Genomic DNA, 18,599 nt, shown 5'->3' with positions numbered 1-18,599 from the left:
TTTTCTCCGCGGGGACGACGGGGCCTGTGTGCGGTGAGAAAGGCCGCGGCCTCCGCGCCGTCGCCCACCTGCGGCGAAGTGGGAGACCGTGACGGTGGAGCCCGTGTACCCACCCGCGGTGTGGTCAGCCCAGTGGAGGCCAGGTGAGCACCGCCTCGTTCTGGCTGGTGAGCTTGGACAACGGCGTGAACCGAAAGTAGAGGTCGCGCGCCAGGGCCGGACCGAAGCCCTCCAACTGCTCGGTCTCGCTCAGCGCACGGGCCGCGGCGACCAGTCCCTCCGTCCGCGGCCTGCGCTCGTCCTCGTACCCGCGCAACGCCGCGACCGGGTCCGCTGTCGCGCGCAGGTGCTGGGCGAGGACGACGGCGTCCTCGATGGCCAGCGCCGCCCCCTGGCCCAGGCTCACGAGCATCGGGTGGGCCGCGTCGCCGAGCAGGGTCGTGCGTCCGGTGCCCCACCGCTGGAGGAACGGGCGGTCCTGGGCGGTGATGCGGACGATCGATTCCTCGGGGGTGGTACGGATCGCCGCCCGCACCTCGTCGGCCCAGCCCGCGAAGAGGCCCGCGAGCCCCTCCTTGCCGCGCCGCAGGTGTCCGGAGGCGCCCGGGGGCACGTTCTTCGTCGCCCACCAGTAGGCGCGGCCGTGCCCGATGTCGGCAAGGCCGAAGCGCTGGCCCCTCCCCCAGTAGTGCGCCGCGTAGCCCTTACTCATCCGCGGGTGGGTGAAAGGCACCGTGGCCAGCCAGCACGCGTAGTTGCCGGGCCGCGGTTCGTCGGCGCCCCCCACCTGCCTGCGGATCGCCGAGTTGAAGCCGTCCGCTCCGATCAGGACGTCGCCCGAGGCGGTCCTGCCGTCCTTGAAGGTGACCTCGACCCCGTCCTCGCCGCTGGCGAACTCCGCTGCCTCGGCGCCGAGTTCGATGACGCTCCCGTCCCCGAGGGCGTCCAGCAGCGTCTGCTGGAGATCGGCCCGGTGGACGGCGTAGTTCGACGCCCCCAGCCGGTCCGAGACCTCCCGGAAGGGAAGCGCCCTGATCGGACGGCCCCGCCGGGTGAGGAACTTGAGCTCGTCGAACACCGCGCCACGCTTCTCCAGGCCCGGGGCGATGTCGATGTCGAGGCTGCGCAGCGCCAGGACCGCGTTGCACATCAGCGACACCGCCGTGGTACCCGGCCGCAGCTCGGGAGCGCGCTCGAAGACCTGTACCTCGACGCCCACACGGCGCAGCGCCGCGGCGGCGGCGAGGCCGCCGACGCCCGCTCCGATGATGAGGGCCTTGCGCGGGGGGATCTGCGTCATTTCCCACTCCTCTCCGACAGTCGTCGGCCCGGTCGGCCGGCCACCGCCTGTGCCACCTTCTCGGCTACGACGTTCACGTGCGGTTCGTCCAGGAGCACCAGGTGGTCACCGGGGACGTCGACCACCTGGAGCCGGCCCGTGGTCAGGTCGCCCCAGCCGTTGGTGGGGTCCGCGTGCAGGCTCTGCGCTGCTCCGTGCATCGGCTGGAGGATCTCCGGCAGCTCCGAGGTCGCGCGCAGCAGCACCACGTCCTCGTCGCCCGGTTCGGGTTGGTAGGTGAGGATCGCCCGCCAGTGCGCCTGGAACATCTGGAACAGCCGCCGCACGGTGGTGCGCGAGCTGCCCGCGGGCAGGACGCCCGCCCGCGTGGCGTGTCCGACGATGAAGTCGAACTTCGCCTCCTCCTCCAGACCGTCCGGCAGCGGGACCACCGGTGCGGTGCCACCGCGCCCCATCCACAGCAGCTCCCAGAAGAACCACTCCAGCAGCGAGTGGTCGGCGATGTCGGGCCGCTCCCCCTGCTTCACGGCGATCGGGTCGATCAGCACGGTGCCGTGCAGGGCGCCCGGGTCACTGCGGCGCAACTGGCGCGCCATCTCGAAGGCGACGAAGCCTCCGAAGGACCATCCTCCGATCACGTACGGCCCTTCGGGACACGCGCGCCGCACGGCCTCCAGGTAGCCCGCCGCCATCTCCGGGATCGAGCTGAGCGGCTCCGTGCCCGGCACGCTTCCCCACGCCTGGAGCGCGTACACCGGCTGGTCCTGCGGTAGGTGACGGGCGAGGCGTACGTAGCACAGCACGTGGCCGCCCAGCGGATGGACCAGGATCAGCGGCGGCTTGTCCCCCTCGGTGCGGATCGGCACGACCGGGTCGAACCGGGCCGCCGCGTCGCCGCCCCGCAGGCGTTGGGCCAGCCCGGCGACGGTCGGGGCGGCGACGAACGCCGAGAGCGGAACGCTGACGCCGTAGCGCTTCTCGATCGTCATCACCAGCCGCATCGCTGTCAGTGAGGTGCCCCCGATGTCGAAGAAGTTGTCCCGCACGCCCACCGTGGGCAGTTCCAGCAGTTCCGCCAGGATGCCCACCAGCACCCTCTCGTGCTCGTCGGCGGGTTCGGTGGCGTCCGACGAGGGCGCGGCCAGCGGCATGCGGCGCAGCAGCGCGTCGTCCCGCTTGCCGCTGGGCGTCAGGGGCAGGCTCGCCAGCCACTCCAGGTGCGAGGGCATCATGTAGTCCGGTAACACCGCCCGCAACCGGCCGCGCACGTCGTCCAGGTCCACGGCCTCGGGGTCGCCGACGAGGAACGCCGCGAGGAACGCGTCGCCGCCCTCCCGGCGCCGCGACACCACCGCCGCCTCGCGGATACCGGACGCGGACTGCTCCTCGGCGAGCTTGGCGATGGCCAGTTCGACCTCGGCCGGCTCGACGCGGAAGCCACGCACCTTCACCTGGGAGTCGGCGCGGCCCAGCCAGGCGAGGTTGCCGTCCGGCATGACCCTGGCGAGGTCGCCCGTGCGGTAGAGGCGGGCGCCCGGCTCTCCGGACGGGTGCGGTACGAACCGCTGCTCGGTCAGGTCGGGCCGGTTGCGGTAGCCGTGGGCCAGGCACACCCCGCCGACGTAGATCTCTCCCTTGGCGCCCGCCGGGACCGGCCGCATGAGGCCGTCGAGCAGGTGCAGCTCGATGCCGTCCACGGGGACGCCGACGGGCGGCAGGGCGGGGAAGCCGGCCGGGTCACCGGTCATGGTGTGGTGGGTCAGCAGGTGGGTCTCGGTGGGCCCGTACTGGTTCTCCAGTACGGTGTCCGGCCGCGCGGCACAGAACTGGCGGATCTCGTCGGTGACCCTCAGCTGCTCACCGGAGGAGATGACCACCCGCAGGGCACCCGGACGGATGCCCAGCGCCTGGGACGTCTCCGCGAGCTGCTGGAGCGCCACATAGGGCATGAAGACGCGCTCCACCTCCTCGCGGTCCAGGAGCCGCAGCAGGGCCGGCATGTCCCGCCGCTCGTCCTCGGCGAGCAGTTGCAGGGTGCCGCCGCCGCACAGCGTGGAGAAGATCTCCTGGAACGCCACGTCGAAGCTCAGGGGTGCGAACTGAAGGGTCTTGCCGCCCGCCGCGCCGCTGGCCGAGGGCACCTGCCACCGCATGTAGTTGGCGAGCACCCGGTGCGGGAGTTCGACGCCCTTGGGCTCGCCGCTGGACCCGGAGGTGAACAGCAGGTAGGCGACGGTCTCACCGGTGATCTCCGGCAGTTGTGCGACACCTGCCGGGTCGGGTTCCGTCTCCATCAGCTCATCCACGTACAGCAGTCGGGAGGGGTCGTCGAAGAGCGGTACGTGTGTCTCGTCGGTGACGATCCACAGCGGGTCGGCCTGGGCGATCATCGCGGCAAGCCTGGCGCGCGGGTAGGTGGTGTCGAGGGGGACGCAGGTGGCTCCGGCCTTCCCGACCCCCAGTACGGTGGCCAGTGTCTCGGGCGAACGGTCCATGGCGATGCCGACGGCGGTGCCGGTGCGCACCCCGGCTTCGATCAGGGCGTGGGCCATCCGGTTCGCGGCGGCGTCGAGCCGGGCGTACGTCCAGCGGCGCGCGCCGCAGCTGACGGCCACCGCCTCGGGCGTACGGGTGACGTGCTCGTCGATCAGACGGATGACGTGCGCGGGCGCGTCGGCCCCGCTGCCCGCGCCGGGGACGGTTCGCGGCGCGGCCTGCGCGAGCCGGTCGCTCAGGAAGGCGAAGTCCACGTCCGCTTCTGGGTGCTCGGTGATCCGCTGGAGGAGGGCCACGTACGTCTGTCCGATGCTCTCCACCTGGGAGCGCGAGAACGTGCGTCCGTCGCAGTCGATCCGCAGCCACAGGCGTTCGTCCACCGGGTCGACCACGGCGTTGACCAGGAGCTTGAAGTTCGTCTCCTCCCAGGTCCTGAAGTCGGTCAGCTTCATGCCGGTGCCCTCGAACAGCGAGGTGAGCACGTGCGGATGGACGTAGTTGAAGGCGGTGTCGAAGACGGCGTTCCCGCCGCGGTCCTCCTGGATCGCGCTCAGCGGATAGCGGCGGTGGGGATGGCTTGCCCGCTCCTGTTCGTACACCTCGCGCGCCGAGTCCAGCCAGGAACGCGGCCGGCCGTTCAGCCGCAGCGGCAACGTCTCCAGGAACAGTCCGGTGATCCGTTCGGCGTCGGCCTGCTCCGGTCGCCCGCCGGTGACAAGCCCGGTCGTGATGTCGTGCGTGTCGGAGAACAGCCGCAGCGTCAGGCAGTGCGCCGCGAGCAGCAGGGACTTGACCGGCAGGTTGTGGGTGCGTGCCAGCCGGCCCACCCGCTCGGCCAGGCCGTCCGGAAGCTCCAACTGGTGCACGACGAGCCCCGTGTCGCCCACGGGCTCGTACGGCCTGAGACCGTCGATCTGGGCCAGTTCGGCACCGTCGAGCAGCCGCTGCCAGTACCGCTTGCTCTCCTCGGAGGCGAGGGCCCTGCGCTCCTCGCGCACGTAGAGGGCGGGCGAGGGCAGTGCCCGCGCCGGGACGGCGGCGACAGGGTGCCCTGCGTGGTGGAGGAAGTCCTGGAGCAGTTCGCGCACCAGCGTGGCCACGCTCCAGCCGTCCAGGATCGCGTGGTGGAAGCTGAACACCAACTCCAGGGAGTCGCGCAGGACGTGCATGCGGAACAGGTACAGCGGCGGCCGGTCCAGACGGTACTCGTGGTACCGCCGTTCCTGGACGTGCCGGTCCAGCTCGTCCCGCGCCTCCTGCTCGCCGAGACCGCGCAGGTCCGCGATCTGCAGCCCGCCGTCGGCCTCCCGGTGCACGAGCTGGAGTGGCTCGGAGTAGCCGCCGAGGTCGAAGGCGGAGCGCAGCACCGGGTGCCGCCGGACCAGTCCGTCGAAGGCGCGACGCAGCGCCTGCTCGTCCCAGGGCGACTTCAGCGAGTAGCGGAAGACGTCGTGGTAGACGGCCGATTTCTCGTGCTCCCCGCCGTGGTACAGCAGGCCCAGGTGCAGCCGGGTGGCCGGGTAGGCGTCCTCGAGGCCGGTCAGCCGTGCCCGGTCGATCCCCGGGACCAGGGCGAACGGTTCCAGCGGGGTGTCCGTGCCGTCCTGCGGCACGGTCGTCGCGACCGCGGCGAGTTCGGCGACCGTGGGGTTGCGGACCATGTCGGCCAGGGTGAAGTGGACGCCCGCACGCCGTGCCTCCGCCTGGATGCGGAGCATCTGGATCGAGTCCCCGCCCAGGGAGTAGTAGTCCTGGTCGGTCCCGACGGCGTCGGTCCCCAGGACGGCCGCCCAGGCCGCCGCCACCTTGACCTCGGTCTCGGTGGACGGCGCCCGTGACCCGGCGCCCGTCTCCACCGCGGGGGCGGGCAGCTGCCGCCGGTCGGCCTTGCCGTTCGCCGTGAGCGGTATCCGGTCGATCCGCACGAAGTACGCGGGGATCATGAACTGCGGCAGGGTTTCGAGGAGTCGGGCGCGCAACCGGGCCGCCCCCACTTCTTCGTCGGCCACGTAGTAGCCCACCAGGTGCACACCGCGGCCCGGTTCGGTCCGGTCGACGACGAGGGCGTCCCGGACGCCCGGACAGTCCGCCAGGCGATTGCGCACCTCGCCCGGTTCGACCCGGTTGCCGCGGATCTTGACCTGGTCGTCGAGGCGTCCCAGATACTCCAGGGTGCCGTCCGACAGCCAGCGCGCCCGGTCCCCGGTCCGGTACATGCGCCCGCCCGGCGTGAACGGGTCCGCCACGAACACGGCGGCGTCCAGCTCGGGCCGGTCCAGGTAGCCGCGCGCCACGCCGACGCCCGCGATGCACAGCTCGCCGGCCACACCTGCGGGCTGGAGGTGCCCGTGCGCGCCGACCACGTACAGCCGGATGTTGTCGATCGGCCGCCCGATCGGCACCCGGCCCACTTCGCCGTCCGTGCCGCCGGGGCATTCGTAGGAGGTGACGTCGACCGTGGCCTCGGTCGGGCCGTAGAGGTTGACCAGCCGGGGGGCCGCGGCGCCGGCGTCGGCGAACACCTGGTTGAACCGCGCCACATGAGCGGGCGTCAACGCTTCTCCGCTGCAGAACACCTGGCGCAGGGAGGCCGCGTCCGCCACCCGGGCCGGGTTCTCCTCGATCCGGTCGAGGAACGGGCCGAGCATCGACGGCACGAAGTGGGCCACGGTCACACGGTGCGCCCGCACCGTACCGAGGATGGCTTCGGGGTCGCGTTCTCCCCGGGGCGGCAGCAGCGCCAGGCCGGCCCCGGTGATCGCCCACCAGAACAGCTCCCACACCGAGACGTCGAAGGTGGCCGGCGTCTTCTGCAGCAGGACGTCCTCCTCGCCGACCGGGTAGCGGCGCTGCATCCACTCCAGACGGTTCACCACGGAGCGGTGCTCGACCTGCACGCCCTTGGGCAGTCCTGTCGACCCGGAGGTGTAGATGACGTACGCGAGGTCGTGCGGCCCGCCCAGGGCGACGGGTCCGTTGGGTGCTACGGACGCGGTCGCCGCAAGGCGCCGTACGGACACGGCGTCGCCCACCGGGGCGGCGGGCACGGTGCTGCCCAGCAGCACCGCGGCGGCCCCGCTGTCGGCCAGCACGAACCGGACGCGCTCCTCGGGATGGTCCGGGTCGACCGGAACGTACGCGGCGCCCGCCTTGAGGACGCCCAGGACCGCGGCGACGAGCTGTGGGCCGCGCTCGGCCAGCACGGCGACCCGGTCGCCCGTGCGCACGCCGTCCTCGCGCAACTGGTGCGCGATGTGGTTGGCCCACCCGTCGAGGCGGGCGAAGGTCAGCGACTGGGCGGGGTCGTCGGTGACGACGGCCATCCGGTCGGGAGTTCTCGCCGCCTGTCGCTCGAAGAGCGCGTGGACGGTCGCGTCCTCGCTGAACGCGTTCACCGGGCCGGTGCCTGTCGCGATCAGGGCGGCACGTTCGGCTTCGCCGACCATGGGGATCTGCGACAGCGTCAGGGCGGCCCCCGCGAGAGCGCCCTTGAGGATCGCCTCGATGTGGCCGGCCACCGACGCCACGGGGAAGTCGGCGTCGAACACGTCGAGGGCGTAGTCCATGTCGACCAGGACGTCACCGACGTCGTCCAGTTCGTTGACGACCACTGCCAGCACGTCGTCGTCGTGGGCACGCGCCTGCACGACGGTCTCGTACTCCACGCCCTGGACCGCGAGGGGACTGGGCCAGCGCAGATACGCGATGGTGGTGTCGAACAGCCGCTTGGGGCCGCTCTCCTGGAGCGGTACGCAGCGCAGCAGGTCGCCCAGGGAGAAGCGCTCGTGGGGCTTGAGTTCCCGGGTCGATGCCTGGACCTCGGCGACGAGTTCACTCATCGTTCGGTCCTCGCCGGCTGTCACCCGCAGCGGCAGGGTGTTCGCGAAGTGGCCCACGGTCTGCTTCTGCGCGGCGGTGGGCCGGTTCAGCAGCGGTACGCCCAGGACGACTTCGTCGCTGCCGTGCACCCGCGACAGGTAGACGGCGAAGGCACCCGCGACGAACGCGAAGACCGAATGGCCGCGTTCACGGATGCTCTCGATGACACCACGTTCGATCATGAAGCTGTGGCGGGCACTGCTGCGGGAGCCGGCCGGGGCCGAGCGGCGGAAGAGGGCCGGGGAGACACCCCGCAGCTGCTGCTGGAAATAGGCCCGGTCATTCGCGTGGTCGTCCGAGGCACGGTAGCGGCGCTCGTCCTCCGCGAAGTCCAGGTACGACGGCACGGACGGCTCTTCGAACCGCCCGGTCCTTCGTAACTGGTCGTACTCGGCGCGGACTTGGGACATGAAGAGGTTCAGGCCCCAGGCGTCCGCGACGATGTGGTGAACCTTGACGTAGGAATGAAAGACTCCCTCGCCCTCCTTGAGGACCGCGAGCGTGAACAGCCGGCTGCGTTCCACCTCGAAAGGAACGTCGAACGCGTCTCTTATCCACGCCTCGCAGGAATCCCGCGGCGACGGGGCGTCGGAAAGGTCGATCGTCGGAATGTCGTAAGCCTCGTCCTCGGACCACTGGACCGGGGTTCCCTCCTCCGGGTCGATCCGGATCCGGAACGCGTCGTTGCGGTCGACCGCCCGGCGTAGGCACGCCTTGAGGAGGTCGACGTCCACGTCACCGGTGAACCGGTCCGTGATGAAGCAGTTGAACTGCGGGAGATCCGGAAAGATGGAGTTCGCAGCCCAGATATCCTGCTGGTAGGCCGTGAGGGAGTTGCGCTCCCGTCGATTCACGATCGCTCGCCGCCGTTCTCCGCGGCGATGGTGCTGCCGTGGTACCAGGGATTTCCCGCGGCCTCGGATATGAGGTTGCGCGACTTTGCCTCCCGCGCCTTGCCCAGATCGAGAGTGAGGTACTGGACGAACTCCAGAGCGGTGAAATACTGCCGGATGAAAGTCGACTGGTCGAGTTCGATCTCGGTGACGGTGACCTGTGCGTTCTGCGGGATCGGTGCAGTCAGCAACGACACCAGGTTCTTCCGCTTGGCCCGGGTGTATTCGTCCTCTTCCGGGTCGGCGAAGACGAGGATGCTGTGCCTGCGCTCGGGGTCGGTGAGCGTGGCCACCTCGCTGTGACAGAACTCGTGGAAATAGTTGCGTGTCGCCGGCACCATGGCGATTTCGTTGAAGTGCATCTTGGCCAACTTCAGCAGGCTCTCGTGCCACTTGGGCGAACCGAGCATGATGACGTTGGCGTTCTCGCTGCGCGCGGCGGCGTCCGCGGCCAGGGCACGCAGCTCCGGGGTGAAGTCGGTCCGCAGGTCCTCGGCCAGGGAACGGACCTCGGGCCCGTAGTCCTTGTCCAGCAGACCGAGCTGCAGGAACATGTCGACCAGGATCGAGAAGTACTGGCCCACGTGGAACAGCGGGTACTCACGGTCCGGCCTGCTCAGCGTCCAGCGCGCGATGGACACGCCGTGCTCCTCGCCCAGCTCGCCGAGCCGGCCGCCGGAGGTGAGCAGCAGCACCCGGTCGTGCATGGGGCGCAGCGCGTGGAAGGCACGGACCGGCTCGTTGGAATGGCCGCTGTACGAACTCAGGATGATGAGCGTGCGCTCGTCCTCGATCACCGCGCGCGGAACAAGGTACTCGAAGTCGTAGTCGTTGAAGACATACACTTCGAGGTCGCTGCGGATCGAGTTGAAGAACACCTTTATCACGTCCGACACGATGGCCGAGCAGCCCATTCCACTGAAGACGATGCGCGTGAAGTGACCGTCCTTCAACCTCTTCAGGAGGTCGGAAGAGATGCCGGACATGTCATACTCGTCGAACTTGGTGAACCCTGCGCGGTACTCCTGCTCCAGGAACTCCTGGTAGCGCTCAAGGCGTGATCGCATGAGTATTCCTCTTCCCGGGAAGTAGTGCTTCACCACATGAACTGGCCGCCGTCCACAATCAGTTTCTGCCCCGTGATGTACGCGGCCCCCTCGCCCACCAGGAATTCCAGCGCGTCCGCCATCTCGTCGGTGGCACCTATCCGGCGTTGCGGTATCTCGTTCAGCAACGCATCCATGTACTCCGGCTCGGCCACGCGGTAGCGCGTACGCATTTCCTCCGTGTCGATCATTCCCGGAATGAGGCAGTTCACCCGGATACTCGGAGCGAGTTCCATGGCCAGGCACTTGGTGAGATGAAGCATCCCGGCTTTGCTCGAACAGTAGTTGGCGCCGTTCGTCCGGGGCCGAATCGCTGTGGTCGCACCGATGTTGACGATGGAACCGCCGCCGGCCTCCAGCATGACCGGGGCGAAGGCCCTCGTCATATAGAAGGGGCCGGACAGATTGGTGTCCAGTACCCGGCGCCAGTCGGAGTCGGAAATCTCGAGCACCGGACGGTCGATATTGAGACCGGCGTTGTTCACCAGGACCTGCGGGACTCCGTGCTCGGTCCGTACGAGTTCAGCGAGTTCGGCGACTTCGTCCGGGTCGGACACATCAGACCGTACGACAGACAGCCCCTTCTCCACCTGTTGCAGAGCAAGATTCGCCGACTCTTCGTCACTGCGATACGTGGCGACCACCCGGAATCCCATCCGGGTCAGCCGGAGGCTGAAAGCGAGACCGATTCCCTTGGTTCCGCCGGTAACGATGGCAAGCCTGTCAGGCGAATTCACTCAAGCTCCTTTTCTTGGATGCGGCGCCGAGGACACGAAACAGGGCACGCCGCTCCGACCCGACACCGAGGGGCGGGAAGGCGTGTGAGGTGACGACAGGGGTGACGGTGATGCGGTCCGGATCAGGTGTCTGCAGCGCGGGGCGGGCCGCGCACGTGCGTTGTTACGCAGCCGCGCGCGGAGCCGCACGGACGCGTGCAACGCGCACACCCGCGTGCCGCGTGGAGGGAGGGGACGGGCCTGTAGGTCGACGCACTGCGCCCGGGTGAGGGATGCGGGAACGCAGGGGTGCACGGGAATGAGGCCCCGAAGGGCGCGTCACACGGGCGCGAGGCCCCGTCGAAGTGATCCGGCCGCGCCCTGACGGGCGGCCGCCCGTGTCAGACGGCCGGAGTTGCCCGCCTGACGGATCGGCAGGGCGGCATGGAACGGACCGGACTCAGCGGGTGAGGGGCTTGCGGGCGCGCAGGATGACGTCGAAGCGGCCCGGATACTGGCGGTCCATCACCTCGAAGCCCGCTTCGGTGTACCACTGCTCGAATTCCTGCGCCGTGTAGATACGGCCCTCGGGTGACGCGATCGTCTGGACGTATCCCGCCATGAACGCGGCGTGGGCGGGCCCGGTCTCGTCGTCGTCCTGGGCACACGCGACGATCACCATGTGACCGCCCGGCTCCAGCGCGCGGTACGTCTTCGCGAAGAGGTCGCGGACCTGGTCGGGCGACCAGATCTCAAGGAAACGGGAGTAGACGACGCAGTCGTGGGACGAGGGGAACTCGTCCTTCCAGATGTCGGTTCCGACCGCGTCGATGCGCTCGGAGAGGCCCGCCTCGGCGATGCGGGCGGCGGCCATCTCCGCCACGTTGGGCAGTTCGAGGATGGTTGCCCGAAGATGCGGCCAGCGCTGCGCGAAACCGATGGAGTTGGTCCCGGTGCCTCCGCCGACGTCGAGCACCTTCTTGTACGACGAGAAGTCCACGGCTTTGACGATGTCTTCGACCACCGAGCGACTCTGGTGTTCCATCATGACCGTGAAGACCCGCTCCAGGTTCTTGTCCTCGCCGAGGAGCTCGTAGAGCGTGGTCGCCGGGGAGTCGGCGAGGAGTTCGCGATGCAGCCCCTCGTTCTCGTTGTTCACCAGCGACTCGTGGAGCCAGCCCATCGGCTGGTACAGCATCTCGTGGGTGTAGCGGACGATCACCGGCATGAACGCGTCCTGATCGCCGGCCAGCAGGTCGGTGGCCGCGGTGTTGTGGTAGCCGTTGCCCTCCTTGCGTAAGAGGTCGAACGCACAGCACCCGAGGAGCAGCACGTGTCCGGCACGTTCCTCCAGCCCGAGTTCGGCGGTGATCTCCTCACGGCTGCTGCCCGGCCGGTTCTTGAGCAGGGTGAAGAGCTCAAGACGCAGAGCGGCGTGCATGAACGGGAACCTGAAGCTGGTGTACACCAGCTTCCACAGCTCGTCCAAGGCCGTTTCCGAAGATTCCTTCATAGTTTTCCCTCCACGTTTCTTGCAGGTCGCGAGCAATCGCTTTCGGCCATGGAGTGATTGATGCTCAATGCGGGGCCGGCGAGCAGTGCCGCGACGGTGGCTTTCGAACGTCGACCGGCAGCGTGGCGCTACGCGCACAGGGCCCGCGCCGTGGAGCGATATCGGCATGAATGGAAGGTGTCGCCACGACCGCTCACGTAGTTGACACTTGCAACCACAGACTTAACTTCACATGCAGCAATCACACAAGACATCACTGGACTCTTCCCTCCACCGGTGGCGCGAATCGCGCGATGCGCGAACACGTATCCCCCTAGCTCAGCGAGGTACGTCTGTCGGGAACGGGCCGAATTCCGAGTCGATTCTGTCTGAAAATATCTCAGGCTCCCACAACTCCCAGGAGCGCTCACCGTTATTCCCGTGCCATGAAAACCCGAGATCGACAAGGAGGGCGTGCAGTTGTGCGGGTGGTGGTGCGAGATTAGAGTGAGCGGCCGTGCTCGGAGTGGTCGGCGGGGGCCGGTAACCCGGGCCTGAGGGAAGGGAATTCCGTCGTGACCGAGACCGAGAAAGCCGTCACCGATCCCGCGATACCCGACAGCATCGACCGGCCCGGCAGCCCCGGCGGCATCGAGGTGCTCGCCTCACTCAGCCCCGACTTACAAGCCGACCCGTACACCGCCTTCGCGCGGCTGCGCCGGCGCGGTCCGGTGCACCAGGTAGTGACGCCCGACAGGGGCCTGGTGTGGCTCGTGGTCGGGTACGAGGCCACGCGCGAGGCCTTCACCGCCCCGCAGCTCAGCCGGGACTGGCAGCGCGAGTATCGGCAGCCCGGCTGGAGCCCGCCGTACGCCCTGAACATGCTCGGCAACGCCAACATGCTGATGAGCGACCCGCCCCATCACACCCGGCTGCGGAGGCTGGTGGCGGGGGAGTTCACGGCCCGGCGGGTCGAGGGGATGCGGGGGCGCGTCCAGGAGATCACCGACGAGCTGCTGGACCGCATGACGGCGGACGGAGCGCGCCGCGCCGACCTCATCGAGGCGTTCGCCTCCCCGCTCCCCATGATCGTCATCTCCGAACTGCTCGGCGTACCCGGCCTGGACCGCGCCTCCTTCCACGCCTGGTCCAACGAGACCCTCGCGCCCACCAGCCCCGAGGCGGAGAAGGAGGCGTACGAGCAGGTCATGCCATATCTCACCGGGCTCATCGCCGCCAAGCGCGAGAGCCCCGGGGAGGACCTGCTCAGCGCCCTCGTCCACACGGTCGACGAGGGCGGCGACCGGCTCACCGAGGACGAACTGGTCTCGTTGGCCTTCCTGCTGCTCGTCGCCGGGCACGAGACGACGGTCAACACGATCGGCAACGCGGTGCGCGCGCTCCTCGCACACCCCGAGCAGCTGGCGGCCGTACGGGCCGATCCGGCGGGGCTGGCGGCGGGGCTGGTGGAGGAGACGCTGCGCTACGACGGGCCGGTGGCGACCACCACGCCGCGCATCGCTCTGGAGGACACCGAGATCGGCGGCGTACAGGTGCCGCGCGGTGGCATCGTGCTGATCGCCATGGCCGGCGCGGACCACGACCCGGCGCGCTTCCCCGAGCCGGAACACTTCGACGTACGGCGTCACGACGCCCGGGCCCATCTCTCCTTCGGACACGGGATCCACTTCTGCCTGGGCGCCCCCCTCGCCCGCCTCGAGGGCGAGCTGGGGCTGCGTACGCTGCTGGAGCGCTGCCCGGACCTGACGGCGGACGGGGAGCCCGGGGAGTGGCTCCCGGGGATGCTGATCCGGGGGAGGCGGAGCCTGCCGGTGCGGTGGTGACCCGCCCGCCGCGGGTGTCAGGAAGTCGCCGTGCCGGGGACAGGACCTGCGGGCAGCGCACCCGGTACGGACAGGGCCGATGTCTCCAACAGCCGCTCGGCGTACAGCCAGGCCGCGGACGCCACCCACCGGTCCCGTACCAAAAACGCCTGGAAGGCCACCAGTAGCGTCTCCATGACTACGAGGACCACGAGCAACTGGGTACTCGGCCGTCCCAGAAAATCGGGCTCGGCGAAGGCCCACGCGAGTACGGCGAGCAGCGCGACCACGGCGGTCGGGAGGGCGTACGGACGCAGCCCGAGGGTGTTGCGCCGGAAGCCGTACTCGCAGTTCTGCTCCTGCACCAGTTCGGCGCCGGGCAGTCCTCGCGCCCGCACTCGAAGCGCCAGTCCCGCCGCGTCGTAGATCTCGTCCGCCCGCTGCGGGTCCGCCGACTCCTCCTGTTCGGTGGGCAGCGGCAGGGACGCACCGACGATGTCCTGGATACGGGTACGCAAGAACTCCAGCCGCTGCCTGTCGGTGGGGCCGCGCCAGCGCAACAGCTGCACGGTCGGTTTGCCGCCCCAGGACTGGAAGAGCCGCGCCTCGATCCGCTTCCCCCTGCTGCGGCCCAACTGGTCGGCGAGCAGGGGCAGTCCGCTCAGCAGGACCAGCGACCACAGCCACCGGCCTCGGGGCAGGGCCTGCACCCCCACGACAAGGGGCAGCGTCGGCGGCAGCAGCATGATCAGGACCGGCCTGAGACGAGCCCGTCGGCTGTACTTGTCGAACAAGACGAACAGCGCCGCATGCCCCATGGCAGCCCTCCCCCGAAGTGTGCGCGCCGCCCCCGGGGCGCCCACGCGAACCCCTCCGCAGGGATACCCGTGCCGCACCCGGGTCATGCCCCCGCAGCCGTGGGCGTCACAGGGGCGGGGCCTGCCGCACCCGTCCCTTCTCCACCAGGACCGCGATGCCCTCCGAACCGGGTTCGGGGTAGCCGGCGTCGAAGTCGAGTTCGGCCGCGAGGGCGGTATCGGCGTAGCGTTCAGTGCTCGGCACCCAGTGGTTGAACCAGAAGGTGGGGCGCGTTCCCGGCCTCATCATCCGGGCCATGGCACGCAGGCTGGGGTGAGCGCCCTCTCCGTACCGGTACCGCGCCTCCTCTGACAGGCGCCGCAGAGCCCGGCCTCCGTGCGTCGAGATGAGCCAGTGGTTGCAGTCGAGGGCGTCGAGGAGTGCGGTGCTCGTGTTGTGAGCGCTGCCGTGGTGCGGGACTTTGCAGAGGTCGACACGGTACGGGCGCCCCGCACCGAGCCTGTTGAGCGAGGCGGCCAGTGTCTCCGCGTGGGCGTCGGCGCCGAACAGCACCCGGGCGCCCGTGGTGTCCTCGGCACAGAAGGCGATACTGGACCCGTTGTGGGGATGGCGGTCACGTTCGTAGCCTGCGTCGTCGGCGAGTTCGCGCCAGGGAATCGCGGCGGGCTCCTCATCGTCGGGTGGGTCGAGGTCGAACAGGTCCTCCAGGTCTCCGAGCAGGTCGGGTTGACCCGGTGCGGAGTCCTCGGTCGACGGTTCCGGCCAGGCGGCGTGCAGCTTTGTGAGCCCCGTCCGGTCCGGCGAGAGCAGGGTGAGCCGAAGACCGGGGAGGGGGAAGACGGGTGGCGTGCCGTCGTCCGCCACCACCACGGGCCCGCCACGTGCGCGGCTGTTCCAGGCGACGCCCCGCGCGCGCAGCAGTTCGGCGAGCCGGTCCCCCTGTCGCGGCCCGAGGCGGTCGGCGGGGACGAGGTGGTCCCGACCGTTGAACCACACTTCGTCGGCGACGAATCCTTCGGGTGGCCGGGTGAAGAGGTCGAGCAGCCCGCCGATGTGGTCGGTGTCGATGTGCGTGCACACGACGAGGTCGAATCGCCGGTCGTGGACCGGCAAGCGGCCGAGCCGGTCGGTGAGCCCCTCGGGCAGGCGGGCGCGGCCTCTGGTGCCGCCGTCGATCAGCATGCGGTGGGGACGCCCGGCGTGCGTCCACTCGACCCACAGGCAGTCCCCCTCCGCCGCGGGGAGTGCCTCGACCCGGATCACCGTCGTGCTCCTTCCCCGACCGCGCCGGCCCGGCCGTGCACGCGGACCTCCCAGTCCGTGTCCCCGTAACCCACGAGAGCCAGGGCGGACGCCTCGCCCTTGAGCAGAGAGGCACGCCGGGCGCGGGTGAGTGCCTCGCCCAGCAGCAGTCCTGCGCCGGATTCACCCGCCAGGCGTCTGATCTCGGCCATCAGTTCGACCGCCACGGGCACGATGTGCCGGGCGAGGACGGGAGTGAGGGTGCCGACGACTCCCGGTGCCCCGGCTTCGAGCATCCTGAGCTGGGCTCCGAGCAGCGGCGTGTGGTGGTCGGCGGTCCGGCAGCCCAGCAGCAGGACCAGGGGGTTCGGCTCGGCGGGCCCGGCGAGCAACGGGTCCAGCGTCTCGTACAGGGACAGCCGGTCGTCCGTGCCCAGCACGAGGAAGGACGTCCCGCGTGCGGGGCCGCTCACGACATTCCCGCTGTGGACGACGAGAAGGAGTACGCCCGGTGGTTCCCCCTCGTCCCGCAGGCGTTGTGTGCGTCGGGCCAGTTCACTCCAGGTGGCGACGGGGGCGGACCCGGCGCCGAGCAGGGGGAACGCGGTCGACCAGGCGCGCTCGGTGTTGTGGTCGGCCCGGTCGCAGGCCGCCGCGAGGACGGACTCGCCGACGTCGATGGTGCCGCGTCGGGCGGCCGGGCCGATGGTGAGCGCGAAGTCCTTGGTGAGTCCCGCGGACTTCTCGGCGTGCACGTACCGTTCGATCACTTTGCTCGTCCCCCAGAACCCGAAAGGGCACACCACGCTGTCGTCGCTGTGTCCGGGGCAGCGCGCCGCGCAGTCCTCGGGACCGGAGAGGGCCGGGGCGTCGGGGCAGAGCCGGCCGGGCACGCCGAGCGGTCCGCCGACCCGCAGCGGCTTGTCGTACACGAGTTCCAGCGGGAGGAGGTCGCCGGGCCTGGCGGCCAGCACGGAGATGGTGTCGGCGCGCCGTAGTGCCTCGGCGTGCTGCCGGGGAACCAGTCCGATCCGCTCGCCGAACAGGGCCCGGGACAGGGCCTGACCGCTCTGGGCGAGGCTGATCAGCAGCTCTTCGTAGGTCGGACTGCGATAGCCGCCGTACTTTTCGGGGTGCTCGGCCGGATCGCGCAGCGCCGCCGTCAACGCGCTGATCGTGCGGGACAGATCGGCCGGCGCACTGATCTCGACGGAGTTCGAGATCACGGTGGTGAGGACGGGTTCTCCCCCGGCGTCGGTTCCGAGGGTGAGAGCGACGTCGTGCGGCGTCCGGGCGGCGAGGTCATCGGTGTCCGCGCGGACCACGGCGTCGATCTCGAAGACGGGCGCGTTCCCCGATCCCACCGTGCCGCTGAGGACACCGCTCTGGAGGAAGCGATTGCGGTGAAGGACGGTGACACGGACCTGGAAGGGGCTGCCGGCGGCACCCGAGGACACCCTGAAGACGGCCTCCCCCGACCGGCCGACGGGCGGCAGGTCGACGTCCTGGAGCTGACCTGCTCGGGACGGCGGTGAACCGTGCAGTTGTACGGCCGTGATCCGGAGCCGATGCGTCCGGTCGGGTACGAACGAGTCCGTGGGCAGCGGCTCCTGGGCCGCCGTCTCCCTTCCGGGTCGGCCGACCCAGACCGTGAGGTCGTAGTCCGTGTCGGGGCGGACCGCCGTCGGCCAGGTCCGTTCCCCTGTGCTCTCCGCGGTCTCCGCGAGCGCGGTGCGCACCACTCGGTGCGGCTGCCGGTACCGGTCGTGCGCCACCTCCCGCAGCAGGCGTGACCATCGCCGGGTCGTGGCCTCGGCGTCGGTGGTCTCCGGGCGGTTCCGCGGGTCGGGGAGGGTACGAGTCCAGCCGGCGACGTCGCTCGGGAGACCGACGCCGGTCCGGGTGATCGCCGCGCTCAGCCGGGTGGTGTCCAGCAGTCTCGGATCGGCCCGCAGCACGGGAAGGGGGGCGCCCACCGAGGCGGCGGCCCAGTCCAGAGCGATGTCGAGGGGCGCGTCGTGCGCCATGGCGGAGAGCACGGCCACCAGCCACTCGGCGTCGTCGCCTCCGGTGTCCGCGAAGGCGGCGCTCGTGGTGCCGTGTCGGGCCGCGATCCGGGACAGCAGTGTGTCGGCGTCGGCGGGCGTACGGCCGGGCTCGACCAGCGCGATCGCCATGGCAGCCGTCGGCCCCTGGCCGGCGGGGACGGGCGGCAGGGACGAGGCGTCCGCCCGGCACACCACGATGGCCGCACGCGCCCATCGGCCCTCCGGCGCGGTCTCGACGACGCAATCCCGCCACAGCGCGCTCCGCGCGGCCAACGCGTGAGCGAGGTCCGCGCGCTCCTCGGGCGTGCCGTCCGGGAGCAGTGCGACAGGCAGCGGCCAGGACCATCCCGGACACGCGGCCGGGGTGGGCGGGGCGACGAAGCTGACGGCGGCGACATGGCGCCCGGTCCGCAGCTGGGCACCGACGTCGTGGCACGCGCCCTGTGGGGGCGACACCGACAGCCGGACTCCCGGAGTCCCCGCGCAGGTCTCGTACCACTCGTCGGCGAGCCGGGACACGGACGCCGGGTCGCGCTCGAACAGGGCGACCGGGTCCGTCCAGGGGACGAGCACGGCGTGCCCGCCGGTCCGTTTTTCGAGGAGTGGACCGAGCACGGAGCCGACGCCGGCTGTCCGTCCCCCGGGCCCCGCCGCCGCGGCCACGACTCCGCCTGCCACGAGCGTGTCCACGCTTCTGCGGTCGTCGGCCCCGCCGCCGAGGATCCGGCTCACGACGCGCAGTGATTCGTACGGCTTCACGCTGTCCTCTCGACGGTCCGCGCCAC

The 18,599-nt window shown here is 70.2% G+C and carries 9 protein-coding genes; 1 reads left to right on the top strand and 8 read right to left on the bottom strand.

Annotated elements, in window-relative coordinates:
* Positions 1-124 precede the first annotated feature (124 nt).
* From PV396_RS07300 to PV396_RS07280, 5 genes are all read right to left on the bottom strand, one after another.
* Positions 125-1,300: an FAD-dependent monooxygenase gene (locus PV396_RS07300; protein ID WP_319201600.1), complete on the bottom strand. Its 1,176-nt coding sequence runs from the start codon at positions 1,298-1,300 to the stop codon at positions 125-127.
* Entirely contained in the window at positions 1,297-8,529 is a 7,233-nt protein-coding gene (locus tag PV396_RS07295) for a non-ribosomal peptide synthetase (protein ID WP_319201598.1), read from the bottom strand. Before PV396_RS07295 ends, PV396_RS07300 begins: the two co-directional genes overlap by 4 nt.
* Complete coding sequence (locus tag PV396_RS07290; RefSeq protein WP_319201596.1) at positions 8,526-9,635, bottom strand: SIS domain-containing protein; 1,110 nt, start codon at positions 9,633-9,635, stop codon at positions 8,526-8,528. The genes PV396_RS07295 and PV396_RS07290 overlap by 4 nt, the downstream gene beginning before the upstream one ends.
* A gap of 29 nt (positions 9,636-9,664) precedes the next feature.
* Positions 9,665-10,411, bottom strand: coding sequence for an SDR family oxidoreductase (locus tag PV396_RS07285; RefSeq protein ID WP_319201594.1), 747 nt, complete (start codon positions 10,409-10,411; stop codon positions 9,665-9,667).
* A 439-nt stretch (positions 10,412-10,850) separates the two neighbouring features.
* Positions 10,851-11,903 (bottom strand): methyltransferase, encoded by a 1,053-nt coding sequence (locus PV396_RS07280; protein WP_319201592.1) that lies wholly within the window; start codon positions 11,901-11,903, stop codon positions 10,851-10,853.
* 554 nt (positions 11,904-12,457) lie between these two features.
* Between PV396_RS07280 and PV396_RS07275 the strand changes: the two genes are divergently transcribed.
* Complete coding sequence (locus tag PV396_RS07275; RefSeq protein ID WP_416071350.1) at positions 12,458-13,726, top strand: cytochrome P450 family protein; 1,269 nt, start codon at positions 12,458-12,460, stop codon at positions 13,724-13,726.
* 17 nt (positions 13,727-13,743) lie between these two features.
* On the opposite strand, the gene PV396_RS07270 is transcribed toward PV396_RS07275, so the two are convergent.
* The 3 genes from PV396_RS07270 to PV396_RS07260 form a co-directional block, all read right to left on the bottom strand.
* Positions 13,744-14,523, bottom strand: coding sequence for a hypothetical protein (locus PV396_RS07270; RefSeq protein WP_319201590.1), 780 nt, complete (start codon positions 14,521-14,523; stop codon positions 13,744-13,746).
* Positions 14,524-14,629: 106 nt separating this feature from the next.
* On the bottom strand, positions 14,630-15,787 hold the full coding sequence (locus PV396_RS07265) for a ComEC/Rec2 family competence protein (protein WP_319201588.1): 1,158 nt from the start codon (positions 15,785-15,787) through the stop codon (positions 14,630-14,632).
* Entirely contained in the window at positions 15,784-18,573 is a 2,790-nt protein-coding gene (locus tag PV396_RS07260; protein WP_319201586.1) for a CHAT domain-containing protein, read from the bottom strand. Before PV396_RS07260 ends, PV396_RS07265 begins: the two co-directional genes overlap by 4 nt.
* Positions 18,574-18,599 lie beyond the last annotated feature (26 nt).

This window comes from Streptomyces sp. ME02-8801-2C (genome assembly GCF_033793965.1).
Taxonomy (GTDB): Bacteria; Actinomycetota; Actinomycetes; order Streptomycetales; family Streptomycetaceae; genus Streptomyces.
This window is presented reverse-complemented; position numbering and strand designations above follow the sequence as displayed.

Bases quoted from the DNA above. Each gene is read 5' to 3' on its own strand.
- PV396_RS07270 (WP_319201590.1), bottom strand. From the start codon at position 14,523: ATGGGGCATGCGGCGCTGTTCGTCTTGTTCGACAAGTACAGCCGACGG.
- PV396_RS07300 (WP_319201600.1), bottom strand. From the start codon at position 1,300: ATGACGCAGATCCCCCCGCGCAAGGCCCTCATCATCGGAGCGGGCGTC.
- PV396_RS07290 (WP_319201596.1), bottom strand. From the start codon at position 9,635: ATGCGATCACGCCTTGAGCGCTACCAGGAGTTCCTGGAGCAGGAGTAC.
- PV396_RS07280 (WP_319201592.1), bottom strand. From the start codon at position 11,903: ATGAAGGAATCTTCGGAAACGGCCTTGGACGAGCTGTGGAAGCTGGTG.